The organism is Wolbachia endosymbiont of Spodoptera picta, from assembly GCF_018141665.1.
Classification (GTDB): domain Bacteria; phylum Pseudomonadota; class Alphaproteobacteria; order Rickettsiales; family Anaplasmataceae; genus Wolbachia.
The window spans coordinates 817,127-840,440 of sequence record NZ_CP067976.1; the positions used below are offsets into that span (position 1 = coordinate 817,127).

The 23,314-nt window shown below is 34.7% G+C and carries 21 protein-coding genes and 2 pseudogenes; 14 read left to right on the top strand and 9 right to left on the bottom strand.

The features are described from left to right. Positions 1-51 precede the first annotated feature (51 nt). Both JKF54_RS03585 and rodA read left to right on the top strand, forming a co-directional pair. Positions 52-1,500 carry a proton-conducting transporter transmembrane domain-containing protein gene (locus JKF54_RS03585; RefSeq protein WP_211907578.1) on the top strand — a complete coding sequence of 483 codons (1,449 nt, stop codon included), beginning with the start codon at positions 52-54 and terminating at the stop codon, positions 1,498-1,500. 45 nt (positions 1,501-1,545) lie between these two features. Next, positions 1,546-2,649: a rod shape-determining protein RodA gene (gene rodA / locus JKF54_RS03590; RefSeq protein WP_211907579.1), complete on the top strand. Its 1,104-nt coding sequence runs from the start codon at positions 1,546-1,548 to the stop codon at positions 2,647-2,649. A 48-nt stretch (positions 2,650-2,697) separates the two neighbouring features. On the opposite strand, the gene JKF54_RS03595 is transcribed toward rodA, so the two are convergent. Beyond that, a complete protein-coding gene (locus tag JKF54_RS03595; protein ID WP_211907580.1) occupies positions 2,698-3,945 on the bottom strand; it encodes an IscS subfamily cysteine desulfurase in 1,248 nt (415 codons plus the stop codon). Between the two features lie 285 nt (positions 3,946-4,230). Here JKF54_RS03595 and JKF54_RS03600 point away from each other — a divergent pair. Then, positions 4,231-5,102: pseudogene (locus JKF54_RS03600) on the top strand (IS982 family transposase). Here JKF54_RS03600 and JKF54_RS03605 read toward each other — a convergent pair. From JKF54_RS03605 to JKF54_RS03615, 3 genes and pseudogenes are all read right to left on the bottom strand, one after another. After that, positions 5,061-5,996 (bottom strand): ankyrin repeat domain-containing protein, encoded by a 936-nt coding sequence (locus tag JKF54_RS03605; protein WP_211907582.1) that lies wholly within the window; start codon positions 5,994-5,996, stop codon positions 5,061-5,063. The pseudogene JKF54_RS03600 and the gene JKF54_RS03605 overlap by 42 nt on opposite strands. A gap of 121 nt (positions 5,997-6,117) precedes the next feature. Next, positions 6,118-7,550 (bottom strand): annotated as a pseudogene (gene terL, locus JKF54_RS03610) (phage terminase large subunit). 623 nt (positions 7,551-8,173) lie between these two features. Beyond that, on the bottom strand, positions 8,174-9,178 hold the full coding sequence (locus tag JKF54_RS03615; RefSeq protein ID WP_211907583.1) for an NAD(P)/FAD-dependent oxidoreductase: 1,005 nt from the start codon (positions 9,176-9,178) through the stop codon (positions 8,174-8,176). Between the two features lie 798 nt (positions 9,179-9,976). Here JKF54_RS03615 and ltrA point away from each other — a divergent pair. From ltrA to JKF54_RS03655, 8 genes are all read left to right on the top strand, one after another. Then, the gene (ltrA, locus tag JKF54_RS03620) at positions 9,977-11,437 is read left to right on the top strand and encodes a group II intron reverse transcriptase/maturase (RefSeq protein ID WP_246433110.1); all 1,461 of its coding nucleotides are present in this window, start codon (positions 9,977-9,979) and stop codon (positions 11,435-11,437) included. Positions 11,438-11,520: 83 nt separating this feature from the next. Then, entirely contained in the window at positions 11,521-11,682 is a 162-nt protein-coding gene (locus tag JKF54_RS03625) for a hypothetical protein (RefSeq protein ID WP_211907584.1), read from the top strand. Between the two features lie 18 nt (positions 11,683-11,700). Continuing rightward, entirely contained in the window at positions 11,701-12,336 is a 636-nt protein-coding gene (locus JKF54_RS03630) for an HdaA/DnaA family protein (protein WP_211907585.1), read from the top strand. A 211-nt stretch (positions 12,337-12,547) separates the two neighbouring features. Further along, entirely contained in the window at positions 12,548-12,718 is a 171-nt protein-coding gene (locus JKF54_RS03635; protein ID WP_211907586.1) for a hypothetical protein, read from the top strand. Continuing rightward, on the top strand, positions 12,708-13,694 hold the full coding sequence (locus JKF54_RS03640) for a tyrosine-type recombinase/integrase (RefSeq protein ID WP_211907587.1): 987 nt from the start codon (positions 12,708-12,710) through the stop codon (positions 13,692-13,694). The genes JKF54_RS03635 and JKF54_RS03640 overlap by 11 nt, the downstream gene beginning before the upstream one ends. A 56-nt stretch (positions 13,695-13,750) precedes the next feature. After that, positions 13,751-14,476 (top strand): lysophospholipid acyltransferase family protein, encoded by a 726-nt coding sequence (locus JKF54_RS03645; protein ID WP_029237643.1) that lies wholly within the window; start codon positions 13,751-13,753, stop codon positions 14,474-14,476. Positions 14,477-14,519: 43 nt separating this feature from the next. Further along, entirely contained in the window at positions 14,520-14,789 is a 270-nt protein-coding gene (rpsT, locus tag JKF54_RS03650) for a 30S ribosomal protein S20 (protein ID WP_211907588.1), read from the top strand. Positions 14,790-14,868: 79 nt separating this feature from the next. Beyond that, positions 14,869-16,110 (top strand): citrate synthase, encoded by a 1,242-nt coding sequence (locus JKF54_RS03655; protein ID WP_211907589.1) that lies wholly within the window; start codon positions 14,869-14,871, stop codon positions 16,108-16,110. A gap of 62 nt (positions 16,111-16,172) precedes the next feature. On the opposite strand, the gene JKF54_RS03660 is transcribed toward JKF54_RS03655, so the two are convergent. After that, on the bottom strand, positions 16,173-17,585 hold the full coding sequence (locus JKF54_RS03660; protein WP_211907590.1) for a hypothetical protein: 1,413 nt from the start codon (positions 17,583-17,585) through the stop codon (positions 16,173-16,175). A gap of 29 nt (positions 17,586-17,614) precedes the next feature. Next, positions 17,615-17,788: a hypothetical protein gene (locus JKF54_RS03665; RefSeq protein WP_211907591.1), complete on the bottom strand. Its 174-nt coding sequence runs from the start codon at positions 17,786-17,788 to the stop codon at positions 17,615-17,617. 432 nt (positions 17,789-18,220) lie between these two features. Between JKF54_RS03665 and JKF54_RS03670 the strand changes: the two genes are divergently transcribed. Further along, entirely contained in the window at positions 18,221-18,529 is a 309-nt protein-coding gene (locus JKF54_RS03670) for a GIY-YIG nuclease family protein (RefSeq protein ID WP_211908745.1), read from the top strand. Between the two features lie 144 nt (positions 18,530-18,673). Here JKF54_RS03670 and JKF54_RS03675 read toward each other — a convergent pair whose 3' ends face one another. From JKF54_RS03675 to ruvA, 3 genes are all read right to left on the bottom strand, one after another. After that, on the bottom strand, positions 18,674-19,897 hold the full coding sequence (locus JKF54_RS03675) for a hypothetical protein (RefSeq protein ID WP_211907592.1): 1,224 nt from the start codon (positions 19,895-19,897) through the stop codon (positions 18,674-18,676). 260 nt (positions 19,898-20,157) lie between these two features. Further along, positions 20,158-21,147 (bottom strand): Holliday junction branch migration DNA helicase RuvB, encoded by a 990-nt coding sequence (ruvB, locus tag JKF54_RS03680; RefSeq protein WP_006012928.1) that lies wholly within the window; start codon positions 21,145-21,147, stop codon positions 20,158-20,160. Then, positions 21,144-21,716: a Holliday junction branch migration protein RuvA gene (gene ruvA, locus JKF54_RS03685; RefSeq protein ID WP_211907593.1), complete on the bottom strand. Its 573-nt coding sequence runs from the start codon at positions 21,714-21,716 to the stop codon at positions 21,144-21,146. Before ruvA ends, ruvB begins: the two co-directional genes overlap by 4 nt. A gap of 299 nt (positions 21,717-22,015) precedes the next feature. Here ruvA and JKF54_RS03690 point away from each other — a divergent pair, with 299 nt between their 5' ends. Both JKF54_RS03690 and JKF54_RS03695 read left to right on the top strand, forming a co-directional pair. Further along, on the top strand, positions 22,016-22,540 hold the full coding sequence (locus tag JKF54_RS03690; RefSeq protein WP_007302376.1) for a c-type cytochrome: 525 nt from the start codon (positions 22,016-22,018) through the stop codon (positions 22,538-22,540). 1 nt (position 22,541) lies between these two features. Continuing rightward, complete coding sequence (locus tag JKF54_RS03695) at positions 22,542-23,297, top strand: alpha/beta hydrolase (protein WP_211907594.1); 756 nt, start codon at positions 22,542-22,544, stop codon at positions 23,295-23,297. Positions 23,298-23,314 lie beyond the last annotated feature (17 nt).

Here is a 23,314-nt window from a genome sequence, read left to right on the forward strand (position 1 = left end):
CAAAAAGTATTATATATACTAATACTTTAACGATGTATTAACAACAGTTTAATGCAATTACCAATTCTACAAGTTATTATACCAATAATTGCATCAATGTTCTGCTTTCTTACCAGGAAACATAGGGTGTCCTGGTTTATCTCTTTTTTTACAACGGCAGCTACTTTCTTTATTTCATTAATGTTGCTAGTGAAAACATACAATGGTGAAATTATAACTTATTATCTTGGAGATTGGGCTCCTCCATACGGAATAGAGTTGAGAATCGACATATTGAACTCCTTGATTCTAACTTTGGTGAATTTTATAGCGCTTATTAGCGTGCTTTATAGCTTTTATATTAACGAAAAAGAAATTAGCAAAAACAAGATCACTGGTTTTTATTCTCTATTTCTACTGTGCTTAAGCGGACTACTCGGGATTCTAGTAACAAACGACATATTCAATCTTTATGTTTTTTTGGAAATTTCATCTCTTTCTTCTTATGTTTTAGTTTCAATGGGAAGGGATAAGAAAGCTTTAGTTGCAGCATTTGAATACCTCATTAGTGGTACTGTAGGAGCAACATTTTACTTGTTTGGCATCGGCCTTTTATACTCTATGACTGGAACGCTCAACATGTCTGACATGGCTGAAAGAATAGTACCATTATACGATAATAACATCATAAGACTTGGTACATTATTCATTTTTGTTGGTCTCTCAATCAAAATGGCACTGTTTCCACTCAGTAAATGGCTAGTTAATGCGTATAGTGAAGCACCAAGCTTCATTAGCGTATTCTTTTCAGGTACAGTAACCAAAGTGATGATATATGTTTTTATCAGAATCTTTTACAATGTTTTTCAGCAAAATTTTTTCTTACCACTGCATAATGTGATAATTATCCTCGCACTTTGCGCTATTGTATTTGGATCAATATCTGCAATAATCGAAAAAGATATAAAAAGACTGTTTGCTCACTCCAGTATCAGTCAGATTGGCTATATACTTTTAATGCTGGGTTTAAATTCAAAATCAGGTTTGTTTTCAGCAGTTCTTCACATAGTAAATCATAGCATGATAAAAACGTCTTTATTCATGGTTGCAGGGTGTATTTCTTATAAATTTGGTATGACAAAGATAGAAAATTTGTCAGGACTAAAAAAGTCAATGCTCTATACAACACTCGCATTTACTCTACTTAGTTTAGCATTAATCGGTGTACCCTTGACAAATGGCTTTGTAAGTAAGTGGTATATGATGCAAGCAATTCTTGAATCTCATGCATGGATTTCCCTTGCAGTTTTTGCTGCTGGCTCTTTTCTTGCACTAATATATATGTGGAGGGTGGTAGAGAAAATGTATTTTGAAAATAGCGCAGCATCAAACACTGAAATGACACTTAATGAGGTACCATTACTTATGCTCTTTTGTCTATTATTTATGGCAATTTTAACGATAATAACTGGGATATATAGTAGTCCAATTCGTTTGGTAATTAATAAATTTGCTTTTTGATTTTCTTATGTTTTATTGTATCTAAAAGTCTGTAAAGTTTTCGCTGTGGATAAGCTGAAGAAGATTCACTTATTATTAGTCATGAACGTAATAGCTCTGTTTTGCGTTGGCATTGTTGTTCAATATTCTTCTGCTGGAGGAAAGTGGGCTCCATTTGCAATTCACCAATTGGTCATATTCTCTTTCTTCCTTTTGCTTGCTATAGCTATATCATTTATAGAGCTAGATTTTTATTTGAAGCACGCTTATTTTTTTTACATAGCAGCAGTAATTGCGCTGTTAGCAGTAAATTTTTTTGGCTCGCATATAATGGGTGCAACGAGATGGATAAGAATTGGGTCAATTAGTTTACAACCATCAGAATTTGTAAAAGTGGGCTTAATACTTGCACTTGCTCGTTATTTTAATAAACAAAGTGTGTATAAAATGATGAAATTTCAAAGTTTATTTAAGCCACTTATAATTATTTTCTTACCTGTATTCCTTGTATTGAAGCAACCTAATTTAGGAACAGCTGTAATAATATTGTTTATAGGAGCATCAATTATATTCACAGCAATAATGGAAAGACCTCATTTAATAATTTTTGGAACGCTTGGCATTTTTGCAATACCAGCTATTTGGCCTTTTTTGCGCCCTTATCACAAGCAAAGGATATTATCATTTTTGGATTCATCAGTAGATCCACTTGGAATAGGTCATAATGCGCAGCAATCTCAAATAGCTATTGGTTCAGGAGGTTTGTTTGGTAAGGGGTTTGTTAATGGGAGTCAAACTCAACTTGGATTTTTGCCAGAGAAACGCACAGATTTTGCTTTTGCGGTACTTAGTGAGGAATGGGGGTTCTTAGGCAGCATGGCTTTGATTTTACTCTATACCACATTGCTTGCTATAATATTCTCCATTGCTTACAGGTCAAAAAATTACTTTTCTAAGTTAATATCTATCGGGGTTTTCGCCTTTTTTGGTGCTCATTTCTTTATAAACATTGGAATGACAACAGGCCTATTACCTATAATAGGTGACCCACTTCCATTTCTATCCTATGGTGGAAGCACAACTGCTGCGAGCTTAATATGTATAGGATTGCTACTTAGTTCCGTGACATCTACAAAGGACTTAAAGCTAAGTTTACGATTTCACCCATAGAAAGAGCTTAGACAACCATCACTCTGCTAATGGTTAACGTCTTATTCTTCAATGAGAGTCCCATTTTACGGTGCTTAAATCTATTCCCTCTTGTACCATTTCCAAAAGTGGGCTCATCTCTCTTAGCCGTCCAACATTTTTAGTAACAAGATCTGCTGCGTATAGAACTTCATCTTTAGTTGTAAATCGGCCAAGGCCAAATCTAATTGATGAATGCTCAAGATCGTGGCCATTGTTTAGTGATCTTATGACATAAGAAGGTTCAAGAGATGCGGATGTGCATGCAGAACCAGAGCTTACTGCTAAATCCTTGATTGCCATGATAAGAGACTCACCCTCAACATAAGGAAAACTTAAGTTAAGGTTACCTGGAATCCTATTTTCGTAGTCACCATTTAAAACAACATCAGGAAATGCCTCTTTTATTTTGTTGTACAAAATATCTCTCAACTCTTCTAATTTGCTTGCTTCTATTTCCATTTCTTCTTTAGCGATACGTGCCGCTTCACCAAAACCAACTGCAAGGGGAGTAGGAACTGTTCCAGAGCGCATGCCTCTCTCCTGTCCACCACCACTAATTAGTGGCGTCAACCTAACACGAGGATTTTTTCTACGGACATATAATGCACCTATTCCCATAGGTCCATAAATTTTATGGCTAGAAAGGCTCATAAGATCAATGTTCATTTCATTTACGTCTATTGGAACTTTTCCAAAGCTTTGGGCAGCGTCTGTATGAAAAAATATATTATGCTTTCTACACATTGCACCAATTTCTTTGACAGGTTGCATTACTCCGATTTCATTATTTGCCATCATCACTGAAATCAGAATTGTTTTATCAGTGATTGCCTCCTCAAGTTTCAATAAATCTATAATTCCGTTTTGCTTAACGGACAAATATGTAACTTTAAAGCCTTCATTTTCCAGATGTCGACAAGAATCTAAAACGCACTTATGCTCTGTGCAGACAGTTATTATATGATTTCCCTTATTCTTATAAAAATGAGCAACACCTTTGATAGCCATGTTATTTGATTCGGTTGCACCCGAGGTAAAGACGATTTCTTTGCTGTCTGCATTCACTAAATCAGCAATGTACTTCCTTGCTTTTTCTACTGCTTCCTCAGCTGTCCAACCAAATGAATGGCTACGAGAGTGTGCATTACTAAACTCACCAAAATAAGGTATCATCACCTCCAAAACACGAGGATCTACTTTAGTAGTAGATTGATAATCGAGAAATATTGGTAATTTTATTTTAGTATCATGTATTTTCTTACTTTCAACATTCATAAAGCTACCAAAGAGACAAAATTTACAACTATTTAATAGCACTAAAGCTTAATTTTTTCAAGATATAATCTTGCCTAAACGAAAGTTGTCAGCGCTCTCTCCTACGTTATTCCAGTGTCCCTGTAATGTCATTTTCTATGATCAGTGTTTATGCAGCTAGGTCGAATACGCGCTAGGTAACCCTACTAACCCCAGTTATGGATTAGAAAACAGATAAAAGTAGAATTAATAAAGAGGGAAATAGGGTAAACTCAAGTATTTTAGCAATAATTTAAGAGGTTACCCATGAAGAAAGATATTACAGAACTTTACTGCTGCGTCGAGGATTTTTGTCGTGTAGTAGATGAAAATTTTGCAAATAAGTTCTTATCAAATGGCAAAAAACCAACCAGAGTACCAGAAATAGCGCACTCAGAAATGCTAACCATAATCCTGTTATACCACCAATCGCCATGTAAAAACTTCAAGGCTTTTTATCTTTGTTACCTTAAGTTACTCTATAGATCAGAATTTTCAAAGATGCCTTCATATCACAGATTTATTGCCTTAAAGCCGAGAGTTTTACGGTATTTAGCATTACTTCTTCAATGGTTCTGCGAACAAGCGAAAATGACAGGTACTTCCTACATTGACACTTCTACGATTGCCATTTGCCACAAGAAAAGGATCTCTAGGAACAAAGTTTTTGATGGTTTAGCAGAAATTGGTAAGAGCACGTATGGTTGGTTTTTTGGCTTTAAATTGCACTTGGTGATTAACGAAATTGGAGAAATTCAATCACTTACTCTAACCAAAGGTAACGTTGATGACAGAAAACCTGTGCCAACTATAACTAAAAGACTGACAGGACTTTTGTTCGGAGATAAAGGCTATATCAAGAAGGAGCTCTTTGAGGAACTCTTCGATAGAGGTTTAAAGCTTGTCACTAAAGTGAAAAAAGGCATGAAAAACGCACTAATCTCACTAAAAGAGAAGGCTTTATTGAGAAAAAGGTCGAGTATTGAGACAGTCTTTGGTTGTTTAAAAAATAAATTTGAGCTTGAAAATACACGGCACAGATCGCCAATAAATTTTCTGGTACATATTTTTCTACATTAATTTCATATTCCATGCAGTCAAAAAAGCCTTCTATTTCTAAGCCTTACTGTGTTGGTTAATCCATAACTGGGGTTAGTAGTGCTAGCAGCTTCTTGACGCCCATCCATTAAGACTGCTACTCCATCAACTTTAGTACTGGGCTTTAACATCATATATGTAGCACCACCAACTGCTAGTCCTGTTGCTATAACTGCAACCACTGCTATTGGTGTAGAGGGTTTTGACTCAGCTGTAACTATTCCAGTTGCAGAAAGTGCTTTCGCTATTAAAACACCTGATAATGCAGTTGTACTACCGGCAAAAAAACCTTTCGCAATTGCTGATGTAAGTTGTTTTTCCTCTTTAGCTAAATTCCTAGAAGCAGTTCTAGCATGATTTTTCACATTAACATAGGAGCCTTCACGTTTTTTTGGCGGAGTAAATACATAATCTCTTCGAATAGCCAAAGATAAAGGTGTCACTCCATAGTCATCTTTTATATTAATATTCGCACCGTTTCTTACGAGAGATTCTACCACGTCTGCATGGCCATTCATAAGAGCTAAATGTAAATGTGTCCATCCCTCCTTATCTTCTTGTTCATTAATCCTGATTTCATCTTTTTCCAACAGAGCATCTACTACCTCTTTATAACCATTTTCAGCAGCTAAATGTAAAGGTGTCTTTTTATTTTTATCTTTTATATTAACATCTATCCCTTTTGTTACTATTAAAGCCTTTGTCAAGCTTGTATAGCCTAACTTAGCAGTTAAATGTAATAATGTGAATTCATTATCTCCAACTTCAAATTTATAATTTACATAAAAATTACTCTCTTCCCACTGTTTAAATACCTCTTCATTGCTTGCCTTTAGCTCTTCTTTTACTTTTTCAATTACGTTCCTTTTATCTAATTTATTATCACTATTAACCGTACTTAATATTTCCCGCCACTGCTGATAATTTATTGTCATAATTTTTACCCTAATCTTAAATAATTTATTTTAATTTTTAAATAATTAAAATAAGAAATCAATATTTATTTTAAATGAGCTTATAATCGAAATTGTGGGTAGCAAATTATTACCTCTTGGATCACAATGTTCGTATAGCTGCAACCCTGAAGCTACTATCTCTCATCCACTGAAGGTATTGCACAGCGCTATCTACTTGATCGTCGTGGCGGATTTCTGGAAACATTAAAATCTCATACTCAAAATCGCTGAGCCATCTGCTTGGTGTGGCAGAAAAACCTTGCCAGATTCTATTATCGGAACAATCTGGTGGAATCGAGCAAGTTTGCCACCGTGTGGCACTGTCCCGATAATAGGTATTGCCTTGAGCTCTTGAATCAATTGCTGACCGCTTGTTTTTGCTTCGATTAAAATTGCGTGTGGCTTCCATCTTGCAGCTAGTGATAGAACTTGTTCTTTAAGTTTTGGATACTCAAGCTTTGCACGGTACACATCGAGTAAATAAAACTTATTATTCACCTTTGTCCAAGTGGTGCAGACACTAAAGCCGCTAGAATCGTTTGTTGAAACAGCAGTGTCCCAGCTCTGAGTTATATGTGAGAGATTGTCAGGAAAATTTCTATAGCGTTTCAACCATTCTTGCTTAATTATACCACTTGAAAGTGGCAGAGGATTTTGTTGATATTGAGCAGCAAAAGCGTAACTCCCAAGTTCAGCCTTTATCATTTCAATTTCTCCTACATCTAGGGGATATAGCAGCTGAACTTCCTTTTTTAAGTATAAAATCCTTGAAGGTGTAGCGCCTGTTGAGCTTTTGCACTCATTTGTAGTTACTTGAATAATAGGAACAGGAGAAGGGAGAATTGATCTTTTGATTGAATAGATAATTTCCTTATTTTCAGAAATCATTGGCAAACAAACATGATGCCATATATTTTTCGGCTTGGAGAGAAGATGACCAGTTAAATCTTCCTGATGTAGTCTGTGCATTACAACAACGATAACTCCTTTTTTCCTGTCATTGAGCCTAGTTACTAAAGTCTGATCAAACCAATTTGTAGCACGTTTTCTAAACGTTTCACTCAAGGCTTGAGAGGAGCTCAGTGGATCATCTACGACGATAAAATCTCCACCTTCACCAGTCAGTGTTCCACCAACAGATGTTGCAATCCTACATCCTCTCTGCACTGTTTGAAATTTATATTTAGTGTTCTGGTCTTGACATAGTTCTATCTCTGGAAATAGCGCTCTATACCAACTAGACTGCATTACGCACCTGGTGTCAAGCGAATGCTTTTCGCTAAGCCGCTGAGAATAGCTTGCAACTATTATTCTTGCGGTTGGCTGATTTTCTAGTATCCATGCGGGCCACGCAACACTCACGCACATAGATTTCATTGAGCGCGGAGGCATATTGAATATTATTCGCTTCACTGTGCCAGTACCTGCTGCTTCAAGCCTATCTGCTATAACTTTTATATACTGATAATTGTTATACTCACACCCCGGCATTACCGTTTGAAAGCATAGTTCGATAAATTTTAAAAAATTCATGTTAGTCTCCTATAGTGTTAGTGGAATTTACTTTATGGTGGTGTCAGCCTCTTTGGTGTCATATCAGCGTCCTTTTTCTTGTCATCCAAGTAGCCCTTTCCTTGTCATTCCAGTGCTTGACACTGGAATCTAGTTTCACCTTATGATGGTTTTATTCAAGTAGCCTCTATCCAAGTGCCCCTTTGGTGTCATCCGAGTAGCTGACACTGGTTTCTTACCAACAAAAACCTAGCATAACTTTTGTGCTCAAAAGATTTCTGGATTCCAGCATCAAGTGCTGGCCTGAAGCTTTAGTTACAAGTATTAAGAAATTTACCAAATGAAAAAAAGGCAAAAGAATCCCCGTGTAACGAGTTTTAATAATGTAAATTGATAATGTGCTAACAAGCGTGTTTTGGCTGAAGTAGAAAAAATTTAAAAAACATGCAGCCGCTATAATTTTATGTAATTTGCCAATAAATATCTGAGTTTTTTACTGAATTTTGTCGTTGAGCCCAAAAACAAGGATGAATACTCTTGTTGTCATGATAAGGGAGTTGGGGAAATTTGTAAAGTAATCTTTTTCGTTTGTATTCCCTTATGCTTGAGATAACTCCATGTAGGTTCATGGATCTCCTGACTCTTTAATTTCCATGAATTCCCTTTGAAGTTGAATATTGAAAATTAACTGGAGAATTGTGAATTACTTTGTATATGTGATAACAAGCCATGGCGCTCTCAGCAAAGCCATTTAGTATCAATTTTAGTTTGCCTGGATAAGTAGCTATATCTCCGATTGCATATATTCTATCTCTACTGGTTCTAAGTGTAGCTGGGTCGACAGTTATGCGGCTATGTTCTAACTCTATACCCCAACTGTTTATTGGCCCAAGATTCATTGACAATCCAAAAAATGGCAGCAAAAAATCAGCGGATATTTCTTTTTCTTCCTTAGAGGCAATGTTTTTTACTATCACTGCGCTCAATTGCCCATTACCTCCTGCTAGTTCGTGTAATTGATATGGCACTACCAGTTCTATCTTTCCATTATTTTCAAGTGATTCTAATTTATTTCTAGTTTCAGGAGTGCAGCGAAATTCCTTTCTCCTATGTATCACATAAATTTTCTTTGCAACTTTAGAAAGTTCTACAGTCCAATCAGCCGCAGAATCCCCCCCCCCTGCAATGACTATAGTTTTGTCCTGAAAATCAGAAATTTTATTTACATTATAAAATACAGATTTATTTTCATATTCTAATATACCACTTAAGGGTGGACGGTTAGGTTCAAACATTCCGTTACCTGCAGCAATGATAACGGCTTTGCATTTTACCTCTGTACCTATGTTTGTTATGATAGTAAAGTTTTCACCTTCGTTATTTGAAATCTTTTCCACTTTTTGACTTAAATGGTAAACAGGCTCAAACGGTGAAGCTTGCTCCATTAGTCGCTCAATTAATTTTTGGGCAGTAATTACAGGATAACCAGGTATATCATATATTGGCTTTTCTGAGTAAAGAGCTATGCATTGTCCTCCTGCTTGATCCAAAACATCTATTACATGACATCTCATATCAAGCATTCCCGCTTGAAAAGCAGTGAATATTCCAACAGGCCCTGCACCTATTATTACGATATCGGTTTCCATATTCAGATGGTGATCTATTTATAGATATTAGCTTTCTTTGCTAACAAGGTCAATTTACAAAGGGATGTATTTTTAAAAGATGTGGCTAGATTAGATAAGATTTCCAGCGTTATGAACCACATAGTCCAAATAAGCTCTAAAAATCAGCTATCATAGCGAGATGGTGCAACCTGAAAGTCTTCGGTCATATTGTTTAAAAGGAGAGGAATTCATTCAGAAAGAAACTGAAAGGATTCTAAAACTTATTAAACCAGATGTTTTGCCATCTGAGTCTACGCATCAGTGCGAATCGGGCAACCGGTTGGTGCCAAGCGATGCGGACAATGAACCTCCTTCTTGAAAAAGAAGATGCTCAATCGTGAGAGGGGCATAAACTGCAAGCATCATGTGGTTGGAGGGCTAGGCTTAGTGGTATGGTGAACGTAAGTGAAGCTTTATAAGTACCGATACGATGAAAGAGCTAAAGATGCTGATAAGCTCTGACCAAAAGGTAATGTGGATAAGTTACATTTTTCATTTCTAGATGTACGCAAATAATAACTCCACCGGTATAGAGAAGCAACCTAACCCACTGTTGTATGATAGAAGGAACAGGGTAAGCCTGTATTTTCGCCTACATGGCAAGCAAACCGCAAGGAATGCTGATGGAAGTGCAGGTAAAGGAGAATGGAGAAAGCGAATGCCATTTTGTAACGAAATGGATAGAATTTGTAACATTAATTCGCGTGAAAACGAGCAGACTTCCATTTGGTCCCTCGTGACAAGAAACTTTGTTAACCACTTAAGGGAGGAAAGCAGATGATTACAGATAAAACTGTAAGTGCACCTACCGACAACTCCGAAGCATGGAAGCAATTGCCATGGAAGAAATGCCAGAAAGTTATTGTGAGGCTACAAAAACGTATTGTTAAGGCTGTCCAAGAAGGAAGATGGGGTAAGGTAAAAGCTTTACAACATCTTCTCACACGCTCTTTTAGCGGAAAAGCTTTGGCTGTTAAGAGAGTAACTGAAAACCAAGGAAAAAACACAGCGGGTGTAGATCGTCAACTATGGTCAACTTGCAATGCTAAATTTCAAGGAATAAAGCAGTTAAAGCAAAGAGGATATAAACCTTCTCCGCTAAAACGGATTTATATCAGTAAATCTAATGGCAAAAGAAGACCTCTTGGAATACCAACGATAAAAGATAGAGCCATGCAAGCATTATATCTGTTTGCCCTGGAGCCAGTATCTGAAACGATCAGCGACCATCACTCCTATGGCTTTAGACCTAAAAGATCCTGCGCAGACGCTACTGTGGCTTGCCACTTATTACTGGCAAGTCGTAATCAACTACAATGGATACTCGAAGGTGATATCAAAGGTTGTTTTGATAACATTAACCATGAATGGCTCATGAAGCATATTCCTATGGAGAAGAAAATTCTTCATAGATGGTTAAAAGCTGGTTTCCTAGAATCGAAAACTCTGTATCCCACAACTGCTGGCACTCCGCAAGGAAGTATAATTTCTCCAATACTAGCTAACTTTACCTTAGATGGTCTTGAACAGTTATTAGAAAGTCGCTTTGGTAAATTAGGTGGCAAAAGAAGAGGAAAAATCAGAAGTGGAGTGAATGTAATCAGGTACGCAGACGACTTTATTATTTCAGGTTTCACACATGAAGTACTGGAAAATGAAGTTAAGCCTTTAGTATCATCTTTCCTTCATGAGAGAGGTTTAATTCTTTCAGAAGAGAAGACAAAAATTACATCTATCACAACAGGGTTTGACTTTCTTGGTTGTAATGTACGTAGATATAATAAGAAGTTAATTATTAAACCTTCGAAAGAAAGTATTAAAAAACTTCTTAATCAAGCACGTACATTGATAAAAGCAAATATAGCGAACACTCAGGCTATAGTAATTAAGTCACTCAACTCTCTACTGAGAGGATGGGGAAATTACTATCACCATGTGTGTGCTAAAAAAGCGTTTAGAAAGATCGACAATGAAATTTGGCATAGTTTATGGAAATGGGCAAAGAAAAGACATCCTCGTAAAGGATTACGTTGGATAAAGAATCGTTACTTCAAAGTAATGGGTCAACGCCAATGGGTTTTTGCTGCACCCATATGCAAGAACAAACCAAAAGAGATACGGTATTTAAGACTGCTTAAGCTGATTGATATACCTATCAGACGACATGTTACAATCAGAGCGGATGCAAATCCCCTTGACTTAAAATGGAAAAAGTATTTTGATGAGAGAGTAAAATGAACAAGAATGTTGGCAAGCTCCTTTTCAAGAGAAGGTTCTCTACTATTAGTGTCACCACTAAAGTTGATGTATTCTGAGGATTTATGAAAGACAAGCCGGTTCGACAAAAGAAGAACTTAGATAAGGGGCTCAAGCGTAGTGTGGGGAAACCTGCATGCTGCGTTTCTAAGGGAGGGAGTAGTAGTAATACTGCTTCCTTACCTGACCAAGTAAATTTTTATGCAAAAATTATTATCAAAAAGTAGTAATGTAAGAGGCTTTACGTGCAATTAAATTTATTTAACAATAATCAAGTTGATTATTGTTGGCAAAATTATATCGTCTTAGACGAAAACAAGCACATATATAACTCGATAATTAATGATTTATCTTGGAAATGCTTAATTCTGTTTGGGCCTAAAAACTCTGGGAAAACTCACCTTGCTCATATCTGGCAATCAAAAAACGATGCTATTTTCATTGATGTAAATAATTTTGTAAGCGAAATGAGGTACAGCGATGCGTTTATTTTAGAAGATGTACAAAACATTAAAGATGAGGAAATGTTATTACATTGTTATAATTACATGAAAGAAAATGATAAGAGACTGCTAATTACTTCTTCGATTTTACCGAAAAAGCTTAACTTCAAACTAAAAGATTTAAGCTCGCGAATATTATCAACTATCAGCGTAAAAATTTTACCTGCAAGCGAGGAATTATTAAGAATCATGCTAATAAAACAATTTTCAGATAAACAGTTAAAAATTGATCTAAAGGTAATTGATTATATTCTAGCAAGAATAGAACGTTCTTTCCACAGCATTAATAAAGTTATAGAAAAAATAGATAATGAATCTATAGGATCAAATGTAACCATTCCTTTTATTAACACTTTATTAAAAAAAAGTGCCAATTGATTCCTTTTTTTGTAAAGTATTTATTATATATATTAAAAATTTATTAATACCCATACAATAATGAAGTTGAAATCACTATTTCTTTATGTTAAAACTATAATAAATGCTATGATGTAATAAGAATAAACAGACATAGCTAAGGAATATTTTATACGATAGTAAAACTTACTTTACAGGATGTTTTTTATAGATTTGATGTTATAATTGAAATATGGTAAAAATAAGATCAAATTTAAAAAAAAGGTTAAAACAAAGGTTTGTAGTACTTACTTTATTGATAAATGCTTTGTTTATCTCATATTTTCTTATAAAAAACACAAAAAATACTTTCAATCAAATTGAAGTCAAAGAAATAAATATAGGAGCTGATAATGAAAAATAAACAACTACAAAATAAAAAAGAGAATCTTTACATAACGTATTACATAGATACTTTGGTTTCCGAAAAATCCTCTACACAAAATACTTTGGAAAGTTATCGTTCAGATTTACACCAACTTGAAAAATTTTTATTAGAAGGAGGCACTACCTTAGTTGGTGCAAGTAAAGCTAATATTAAAGATTATGTAAACTTTTTACGTACACAAAAGAAATATAAAACTAGCTCTATATCAAGAAAAATATCTGCTATCAAAAATTTCTATAAGTGCCTATTTAATGATGGAATAATAGACTTTAATCCAGCACCGGCTAATGATAATGAATTAAGAAATCCAAAGGTTTCCCGTCCTTTGCCTAAGCATTTAAGTGTTCAAGAAATATTTTTGCTCATGGAAACAGTAAAAAAATCAGCAAGCGGATCGAATAAAAAGATAAGCAGTAAAAGGCTATGTGCAATTTTAGATATCCTTTACTCTTCCGGGATGCGTATTTCTGAACTAATTAATATGAAGTTATGTGAAGTATCACATTTAGTAAACAGTAACGTTAAAGAAGGCTATATAATAATAAAAGGAAAAAGTGGCAGAGAAAGGCAAATCTTTTTTAATGAGCAAGCATTGCAAAGCCTTAAAGATTATTTATCAATTCGTGACAATCTGCTCCCTAACAACAAAAAATCTGATTGGCTATTCCCAGGTGATAAACCTAATAAACCAATTACAAGGCAAAGAGTTGGTCAATTAATAAAGGAATTAGCAAGAAAGTGCGATATTGATGAAAATAAAATCTCTCCACATGTGATTAGGCATTCTCTTGCTACCCATCTACTGAATAGCGGAGCAAATATTGTGCTGATACAAAAAATTCTTGGCCATACTAATCTTTCTACAACACAAATATATACTCATATTGCTAACGAAAAGTTAAAGGACAAATTAGCTGATTCTCATCCTATTACTCAGATGATCAATAATTAAACTTATTGCTTTTAGTTTTGTAGTAAAGTTAAATTCAAATAAGTTTACGTGTGTTTGTGATTGCAAGTTTATTGTTTAATTTACTCCTTATATTATGGGAAGTATTCTATACTTTAATTACTCTCCCTGTAATTTTCTTTCCTGAGTGTGTAATAACCATTTTCCTTGTTTGCTCGGTGAGAGTTGTATTATTCATGTTGCGTTTATTATGTGGCATTAAATATGAAGTGAGGGGAATGGAAAACATTCCTAAGCAACCTTTTATAATTGCATCTAAACACCAATCTCCATTTGAAACATTTATTTTTATACTACTCTTTAGAAAAGCAGTTTTTATTTTAAAACGTGAATTGAAATGGATTCCATTCATTGGTTTGCATCTCATGGCATTAAAAATGATTTTTATTAACCGCTCAGATGGTATTAGTTCTGTGCGTCATATCATGAAATTAGCAAAAGTGTGTATAAAAGAAAATAGAGGCATAATAATATTTCCTGAAGGTACAAGAACAACTATAAACCAAAATATAAAATATCAATCGGGTATTGCTGCTTTATATAGCGTATTATCTGTTCCTGTGTTACCGATTGCTTTAAACACTGGTTTGTTTTGGCCAAAAAGCATACTTTCTCTGAGAAAGAATCCCGGAAAGGCGGTAATAGAAATATTACCTCCCATATATCCTGGGTTAAACAAAAATGAATTCTTGCAAAGTTTAGAAAAAATCATTGAAGAAAGAAGTAGTAGATTAATTGCAGAAAAAACTGATATTGCAAATTAACAAAAAAACTTTATAATTAAAAGAAAAGTACAGGTATTAATATATGGCAAATCATAAGAGTGCTAAAAAAATGATAAAGGTAATAGCAAAGCGTACTTTAGTAAATAAGATGCGAAAAAGCAAAACTCGTACTGCTATTAGAAGATTAGTTGATATAATCAAGTCTGGTGATAAAGAGAATGTTGTCTTGGCATTTCGGAATGCTGAATCCAATTTACACAAATGTGTAAATAAAGGTGTCATTCATAGGAATACCGCTGCGCGTAAAATAAGTCGCTTAAATGCAAAAGTAAAAGCATTGATGACCGCTTAATACGGTTAATGTAAAGTTAGCTGTATTAATATATACTCTTCAGTTTGTATATTCTGTATAAAATTAAGTAGCTCAAGTGATGGATAAAAAAGCATTATTGGAACTAAGTAATGGGTCAAAAATTGATCTGCCCGTATTAAGTGGAACAGTAGGTCCTGATGTGTTAAATATTAAGGATTTATATAAAAAGACAGGATTATTCACTTACGATCCAGGATTTGTTTCCACAGCTTCATGTTCTTCTTCAATTACATTTATTGATGGAGATGAAGGAGTTCTTAAATATAGGGGACATAATATAGCTGATTTGGCAGAGAATAATAATTTTACTGCTGTGATTTATTTATTGCTCTATGGTGAATTACCCAGTTCAGAGCAACACAAAAAATTTCTTCTCAAAATACAAGAATCATCCAAAGTATCAGAGCAAGTTACAAATGTAATCAAAGCATTTCCAAAAACTGCTCACCCTATGTCGATTTTAGTTGCATGTTTTGCAAATTTGTCAGCGTCTTACCATGAAATGCATGGCAAAAATGTCAATGGTGAAGATTTAGATTTTGGAATTTCTGCAATAGCAAAAGTTCCTGCAATTGTTGCAATGATTTATAGACATATCAACAATCAGGAATTCATAAATGCTAATAATAAATTAAGTTATAGTGAGAATTTCTTAAATATGATATTTGGCAGTGCTGTTAATAATACCCTTTTTGTAAAAGCTCTGGATAAAATATTTACTCTCCATGCTGATCATGAACAGAATGCTTCTACAGCAGCTGTCAGATTGGTAGGGTCAGCTGGTTCTAATCTATTTGTAAGCCTGTCTGCAGGAGTTGCTACACTTTGGGGTCCAGCACACGGTGGAGCTAATGAGGCAGTTATAAATATGCTCAAAGAGATAGAGCAAAGTGGAAGTGTAGATAGATTCATTGAGAAAGCTAAAGATGATAAAGATCCATTTAAGCTAATGGGATTTGGACATCGTGTTTATAAAAACTATGATCCGCGCGCGCTTATATTAAAGGATGCTTGTCATGAGATTTTAAGCAAACTAGAGCAAAACAATGAATTACTTGAAATTGCAAAAAAACTTGAAGAAATAGCTTTAAAGGATGAGTATTTTATTACACGTAAGTTGTATCCAAATGTTGATTTTTATTCAGGTATAATAATGAATGCTATTGGTATCCCTTCAAGTATGTTTACACCCATTTTTGCACTTGCAAGAACCACTGGTTGGGTTGCCCAGTGGTATGAAATGGTAAACGATAAAGAAACCAAGATTTGTAGGCCAAGGCAGCTCTACTTTGGCAAATAAACTTTCATTCACAATTCGTCCTCAAATAGTCTAATTTTCTTTAGCTATAAAATACAACAAATTTATTTTTTACTAGTTGATGTCTGCTTTTTTGCAGAACATTGGTTAGGCTGTGATATAGAAGGTTGGTTAAATTTTGTTTTGGGCTTATTAAAAGAAGATCGTCCTGAAGAAGGGCCAAAGCCACTATCTTTAACCGAAACATCACCCTCACCTTCACCATAGTAGTCGGGCCCAAGGAATTTGCTTGAGTTTCCATTATGTGATTTATCTATAACTGAATTCTTAGGTGAATCAACAAAACCACTATCTGCACTTGTATCTGCACTTGGTCCATCCGTCCCTACTTTTTCTTCAGAAGGGGCAAGAGTTTGTGGTTTCATAGCTGGCACACGCGCAGGATCAATGGACAGTTTATAATCCTCATTGATTACAGAGCTCTCTATGATCTTATCCATCACGCAGTAAGCAATGTCTGGGTTAGCAAAATCTATTCCATACACTCCTTTACTGCCCAATAGCGATTTCTGTGAAGTCCGACCTTCAAAGCTATTTAATATATCCATACCAAACATATTATTAACGTGATTCACTTCTTCTCTTGTTAAATATCCCTCCTCATTATTATTACTTACAATAGGAATTAAAACTAAATCTTTGTTACTGCTCAAGTAAGAGTCACGTACAATACGATCAACTGGTATGTTTGCTTTACGAAGCAAATCAACCACTGCAAATTTCAGCATGTCAGTAACTCCAATCTCGCCTTTTGGAGTATCAAAACAACGACATGTCAAGCATATTTCATGCCTTACTATGTCTTTGACGAACTTAAGATCATCAAAAACGCCTTTCTTTAAATATACATAATTCCCCTTCTCTTCTAAAAAACCCTTAGATCTTTTAGGACTATTTTCATAACTTTCCATTCTCGATGAGAATGATTTTACAAAAGAGTCTTTTAATTCTTGATCATCAAAGCCCTTACAGTATAAATAAGATTTTCTGTCAAAGCTCACATCGTATACATTGTTTTCCACATAACCCTGATCAGGATGAGCGTCTATAATACTCTCTATTGTGAATCTTATAAGTTCATTAGCTAGCAAATATTTTAGATTACAAACTACCTCTTTTTCAATTGGCACTGAAAACCTATATCTGCTACTATCTGTAGTCCATTTCCCTTGATTAAAGTTAAAAGGAAAAGAGTCTGTATAAAAAAGATCATTGGCAGCCTCTTCGGCAGCAGCTTTGTCACCCTCATTTTCATTATCTCCACAAAATTTTCTTACTATACTCTCTCTCATATTGCTCAAGTACTCTCTGCCCTGATCAATATTCATATTTTTATCAAATGAGAGAACAACATAATCTTTTTCTATAGTGAGATTAGTAATAGCAGTATTATCAGAAAGAAGAACACTATTAAACGCTTTTACTAATTCTCGATTTATTTTACTTTTATTAGGCATAACTCCACCTCTCTAATTAATCAACATAATTACTTACCACTCCTACTTGTGCCCTGAACACTAGATTGATTTTTCTTTCTTTCCTCTTCACGTCTAATCATGTCTCTAAAATCATCTATTTTCTTTGGATCTATTTTGCTCAGATCAATCTTTACTCTCCCTGAATCAGGTACTTTTTTATTTGGATCATTATTACCATGCATATTAGCCTCCGAATTAAATTATTATGTAATGAGTATATTAAGAATCAACTACTAGCACAAGAAGTTTTTTTACATAAATTTTATTCACCATTTTTATACTCCTGGATTCCAGACTGGGATGACAAGAGAAGAAGTGCTGGAATAACAACTTTTTAAATTAAGTTTTCTGGATTCCAGACTGGAATGACATTAAAGGAGCTACTTGATGATACCAAAGAGGCTACTTGAATGACAAGAGAGGAGGTAATGGAATGACACCATCTTGAATGGGAGGCAGTGCCAACGATGTGCCATATTGAAATGTTTGTACAGTTGCGACTTAAGTCAATAAGGAAAGGTGTTATTCCATTACCTCCTCTCTTGTCATTCAAGTAGCCTCTTTGGTATCATCAAGTAGCTCCTTTAATGTCATTCCAGTCTGGAATCTAGTAAATTTATTTATTATATAAGAAAAGTTATTATATTTATATACTTGCAAGTGAACGCAATGGAAACCTATATACAGGTATAACATCAAATTTGACTAAACGAATTTGGGAACACAAAAGCAAAGCCATCTCTGGTTTCACGTCAAAGTACAATGTTTGTAAACTAGTCTATTTTGAAGAATTTCAAGAGATAAACTTAGCAATTAGTAGAGAAAAACTCCTAAAAAGCTGGCAGAGAAAATGGAAAATAAACTTAATTGAAAAAACAAATCAAGAATGGAAAGATTTATATGATGAAATTGTGTCTGGATAACAGTGTCTGAGTACACAACTGTACGAACATTGCAATATGGCGCATCGTTGGCACTGGCTTCCATTCAAGACGGTGTCATTCCAGCACTTGATGCTGGAATCCAGATAAAAAACCAGTCTGGAATGACAAAAAGAGAGAGAACCTTTACACACCTCTCTCTTTGACTGAAGAAGTATGGTTTTCAACTTTTATGTCCTCAGTTAATCCTCCTGGCAATTCCACAGCAGCATTAGCAGCTTTTTGCTTACTCTTAGCAGAAGACTCTTCTCCTTTACGTTTCTTCCCATTAGCATCCTTCGATATGTTGTTTCTTTTAACTCTCCTGTGTTCCTTTTGCTGTGGAGCAGGTGGACAGACAGCTAGCTTTGGTTTTTCAGTTTTCTCTTCTTTTGCTTCTTTCTTTTCTTTATTCATTTTTTCCAGTTTTTGTACTTCACTATTTTTGTGACTTATAACAGGTTTAGGTAGAGTGTCTACTAATTTTTCTATAGGCTTTGGTAAAATAGCACGTTCTTGCTTATTCAGAGTGATTGGCATTGGAACTTGAGATGAAAAATTAAATAGGGAAATTGGTGTGATTTCATTCACTTTTGTTTCTATTTCTTGACAAACTTCTTTTGATTCTATTTTTTCTGCTTTTTTATCTTCCTTTTTCTCGGTTGCATCTTGCTCTACTACTGCTGCTAAATCAACTGCAAAAATTTCTGCAAACATTGCAATGACTGAGCCCACGAGAAAAGTTTGAAGCTTCAATTTTAAATTTTGCAACGCTTGCAAACGTTCGAGTATTGCTATTTCCTCTTCCGGAGATAACCCACCACTGAGTAATTTCTCCTGCAATTCTTTTATCTCTTTGTCTAGCCTTTTATCCCAACTTAAGTCTAAATCTTTTTTGAAGATCTTTTTAACTAATTTCTTAAGCTTATCACGCAAAAACTTAATTATCGAAAGAAGCAGATTTTTCTCTTTCTTCTCCTTGAGCATTTTGTAGACTTTCGGATCTACATTTACTTCAAAAAGATTAAAGAGGGATTCAAAGAAATTTGCGAATACCCCTTGACTATTATCAGTAAAGTAATCCTCACTATCTTGTATCTGTAGCTCTACTTGAGATAATGTTTCATCAATGCAACTCGCAGCCTGACGCTCAAGCTCTATTCTCTTGAGCTCAGCTTTCCTAGCAAGCTCCTCCATGAATCCTTTTAATTCATTGAGCTTCTGCTCTGCAGAGAGATCTTGCTCCCTGATTCGATTAATGAAGATTGAGCTACCGTCCTCTTCGTTGTTATTGATTAAAAAATTTCCCATTGCTTTTTCTCCATTAATTGAATTACTGTTTCTATAATTGTTTAGAAAGCTTTTTACCATTTTATCTTAAGTCTATAAAATACAATAACTCAATCTTACAATATGAAGTATTTAATAAGTATTAATCTTAAAAAATATCAATAAGTTATTGATATTTTTACATTCATACTATATACAGCCTAGCATATATTACGTAATTTTTCAAGAACATATTCACTATACTTTCTTATTTGCCTCTAAAACACCTGCAAATCATATAATAAAAGAATATTATAATGTTTAGTGTAATACTATACAATGTTATAAAATATAGTATAATACTAGCATACCACTGAATTAATGCTGAGATATTCCTTTGCTTGATCAGTTAAAACACGTCCTCTTGGTGTGCGCTTTACGAAACTGACCTTGATTAAATAAGGTTCTACTGTTTCTTCAATATTGCCAACATCTTCAGATAGTGCAATAGATATGGTGTCAATTCCAACAGGTCCTGAGGTGTTAAACAAAAATCTCAGATAATCCATATCTAATTTATTTAGTCCCATTTTATCTATACCCAATTTTGATAGTGCAGAACCGGCAATTTCACAGGTAATTTTTTTATCATCTTTTACTTCAACAAAATCTCTTATTCTTCTGAGTAATCTCAAAGCAATTCTTGGAGTACCACGGGCGCGGCAGGCAATTTCTTGCACAGCATCCTTTTCGATTTCAGCACAAAGAACTCTTGCACCTCTTTTTATAATATCAACCAGTTCCTCAAAAGAATAAAACTCAAGATGCAGGGGAATACCAAAACGATCCCTCAGCGGTGCAGAAAGCAGTCCAAGCCGTGTTGTTGCCCCAATTAGTGTAAATGGTGGTAAATCTATTCTTAAAGTTCTGGTAGATGGGCCCTCACCTACTAGTATATCTAGGCAAAAATCTTCCATAGCAGTATATAAAACTTCCTCAATGCTACGATTTAATCTATGGATCTCATCGATAAATAGAACATCTTTTGCATTTAAAGTAGTGAGCACTGCAGCTAAGTCCCCAGCTTTACTAAGCAATGGACCAGAAGTTGCACGAAAGCTAACCCTTAACTCCTTAGAGACAATTTGTGCTAAAGTTGTTTTACCAAGCCCTGGAGGACCATAGAGCAATACGTGATCCAAAGCTTCAGCTCTCGTCTGTGCAGCATTTATAAACACTTTTAAATTTTGTATTAAGTCTTTTTGCCCGACAAAATCATCAAGTTGCTCAGGCCTGATATTTAAATTACGTACATCTTCAGAGTATTCCTTACTACATGATATTGACTTCATATTGTTTTAAGCGCCATACGAATAATATCTTTAGTATCCAAGTTTGGTGATTCATCTTCTATTTTTTTTATTGTATCATAAGCTTTTGTTCTTTCATATCCAAGATTGATCAAAGCTGAAAGAGCATCTTCACTAATTGAGTGAAAATGATTGTTATTTGTCTCTAATTTACTTACTTTGCCATTCAGCTCAGTAATAATTCGATTTATGAGTTTCAGGCCAAGTCCACTCACCTTAAGTGCTAGTTTATCCTCATTTATAATTGCCAAAAACAGTTGCTCTGGAGTTAATTTGCTCAAAATTGACATTGCGGTTTTATAGCTGACACCGCTCACTTTAACTAATAAACGCAGACACTGCTGTTCTTCTTTACTTATAAAGCCATATAGCTGAGTAACGTTTTCTCTGCTATTTGCATAAGTGTCGATAAGTAATTTTACTCTACTTCCAATCGAACAAGCACTTAAAGTTTTGGCTGAAAGATATACTATGTAGCCAACATCATTTACATTCAGGATTATGTGATCGCTACACACCTCATCAACTATTCCTCTTAGATTTCCTATCATTTCTAGTACTTTATAAAATTCAGTTTAAATGCTCCTGAATCTTAGGTCAAGCAAACGAACATTATAGAAGTGGTTCCAGTTTCAATCATTGCAGACAAGTTTGCAGGAAATCTATTTTAATATGTTATTCCAGATCATTATGTAATTGAACCACAAGTTACTCCGATAGAAATAGAATTGCAGTCTCCTAACTTAGCTAAGTAATAGAAATTTCTATCTTTGGTGAAATAAAGGTAATTGTTTACTGTTTGCGAAAATATTTGCATAATTTAAGTAACATTACTTGATAAGAATTAACTGTGGAGCTTAATAAGATTGCAGCATCGATTTTACTTTCTGGATTAATAATTATGATAGTTAGTAATGTAGTTGATATGCTCTACAACCCAGAGGATTATAAAATTGAACACCAAACAATAGTAGCAGCCAGCAATGAGCCTCAACAAAAGATTGAACAAGTGGCACTTGATATTGGAGAGCTCATGCAGAATGCTAGCTTTGAAAAAGGCAAGTCAGCAGCAAAAAAATGTATAGCTTGTCATAGTTTTGAGAAAGGTGGAATGAATAAAGTGGGGCCAAACTTATGGAACGTGGTTGGAAATAAAAAGGCCCATCTTGGCAGCTCATTCAATTACTCAAAAGCACTACTTGAAAAAGGTGGGAAATGGGAGTATGAGGAGTTATTTGCTTTTTTAAAAAATCCAAAAGCCTACATAAAAGGTACACGCATGGCATTTGCAGGCATTTCCAATCCACAAGAGATTGCAGATCTAGTCAGCTATTTGCGTTCGATGAGCGATAGTCCGGTTGCCTTGCCAAAGTAGTATGAATTATTGTAAATTACTCGATGGAAGTAATGGCCATATAGCATATCGAAAGCTACAAGGAAAGAAGGCCTCTATAGTTTTTCTTAGTGGTTTTGCATCCAATATGGATGGAACTAAAGCAACTGCCGTTTACAAATTTTGCCAAGAAAATGATATAGCACTTGTGCTCTTTGATTATTTTGGCCATGGTAATTCAAGTGGTGATTTTGCTGATTATACAATAAGTGATTGGCAAAAAAATTGTGCTAAAGTGATAAGTGAATTAACTAGCAATAAACAAATAATTATAGGTTCAAGTATGGGAGGATGGCTGATGCTGCTCACTGCTCTTCAATTTCCAGAAAAAATTGCAGCATTAATCGGCATATCATCTGCTCCTGACTTCACTGAAGATTTAATATTCAAGCAATTGTCAGACAAGCAAAAAGAAGAGCTAAGCTCTAAAGGTGTAATAGATTTTACTTCGGAGCATTGTGCATACAAAATAACTAAAAATCTGATCGAAGACGGTAGAAAGAATCTTCTTTTAAATAAAAAAACAATAGATGTAAACTGTCCTGTGCGCTTGCTGCATAGCATTAATGATCAAGATGTTCCTTATCAAGTTTCATTAAATTTAGCTAAAAAAATCAAATCAACAGACGTTGAAGTACACTTAATAAAATCAGCAAAACACAACATGTCTGATAATTATTCACTGAAAATTTTATTTAAGACCATCAGAGAATTTTTTTCAGGAGAAATATATAATTGAAGTAATTTAGATGTGTT

Bases quoted from the DNA above. Each gene is read 5' to 3' on its own strand.
- ruvB (WP_006012928.1), bottom strand. From the start codon at position 21,147: ATGAAGTCAATATCATGTAGTAAGGAATACTCTGAAGATGTACGTAAT.
- ltrA (WP_246433110.1), top strand. From the start codon at position 9,977: ATGATTACAGATAAAACTGTAAGTGCACCTACCGACAACTCCGAAGCA.
- ruvA (WP_211907593.1), bottom strand. From the start codon at position 21,716: ATGATAGGAAATCTAAGAGGAATAGTTGATGAGGTGTGTAGCGATCAC.
- JKF54_RS03640 (WP_211907587.1), top strand. From the start codon at position 12,708: ATGAAAAATAAACAACTACAAAATAAAAAAGAGAATCTTTACATAACG.
- JKF54_RS03655 (WP_211907589.1), top strand. From the start codon at position 14,869: ATGGATAAAAAAGCATTATTGGAACTAAGTAATGGGTCAAAAATTGAT.
- JKF54_RS03625 (WP_211907584.1), top strand. From the start codon at position 11,521: ATGAAAGACAAGCCGGTTCGACAAAAGAAGAACTTAGATAAGGGGCTC.
- JKF54_RS03660 (WP_211907590.1), bottom strand. From the start codon at position 17,585: ATGCCTAATAAAAGTAAAATAAATCGAGAATTAGTAAAAGCGTTTAAT.
- rpsT (WP_211907588.1), top strand. From the start codon at position 14,520: ATGGCAAATCATAAGAGTGCTAAAAAAATGATAAAGGTAATAGCAAAG.
- JKF54_RS03635 (WP_211907586.1), top strand. From the start codon at position 12,548: ATGGTAAAAATAAGATCAAATTTAAAAAAAAGGTTAAAACAAAGGTTT.
- JKF54_RS03595 (WP_211907580.1), bottom strand. From the start codon at position 3,945: ATGAATGTTGAAAGTAAGAAAATACATGATACTAAAATAAAATTACCA.
- JKF54_RS03605 (WP_211907582.1), bottom strand. From the start codon at position 5,996: ATGACAATAAATTATCAGCAGTGGCGGGAAATATTAAGTACGGTTAAT.
- JKF54_RS03615 (WP_211907583.1), bottom strand. From the start codon at position 9,178: ATGGAAACCGATATCGTAATAATAGGTGCAGGGCCTGTTGGAATATTC.
- JKF54_RS03665 (WP_211907591.1), bottom strand. From the start codon at position 17,788: ATGCATGGTAATAATGATCCAAATAAAAAAGTACCTGATTCAGGGAGA.
- JKF54_RS03585 (WP_211907578.1), top strand. From the start codon at position 52: ATGCAATTACCAATTCTACAAGTTATTATACCAATAATTGCATCAATG.
- JKF54_RS03695 (WP_211907594.1), top strand. From the start codon at position 22,542: ATGAATTATTGTAAATTACTCGATGGAAGTAATGGCCATATAGCATAT.
- JKF54_RS03675 (WP_211907592.1), bottom strand. From the start codon at position 19,897: ATGGTAAAAAGCTTTCTAAACAATTATAGAAACAGTAATTCAATTAAT.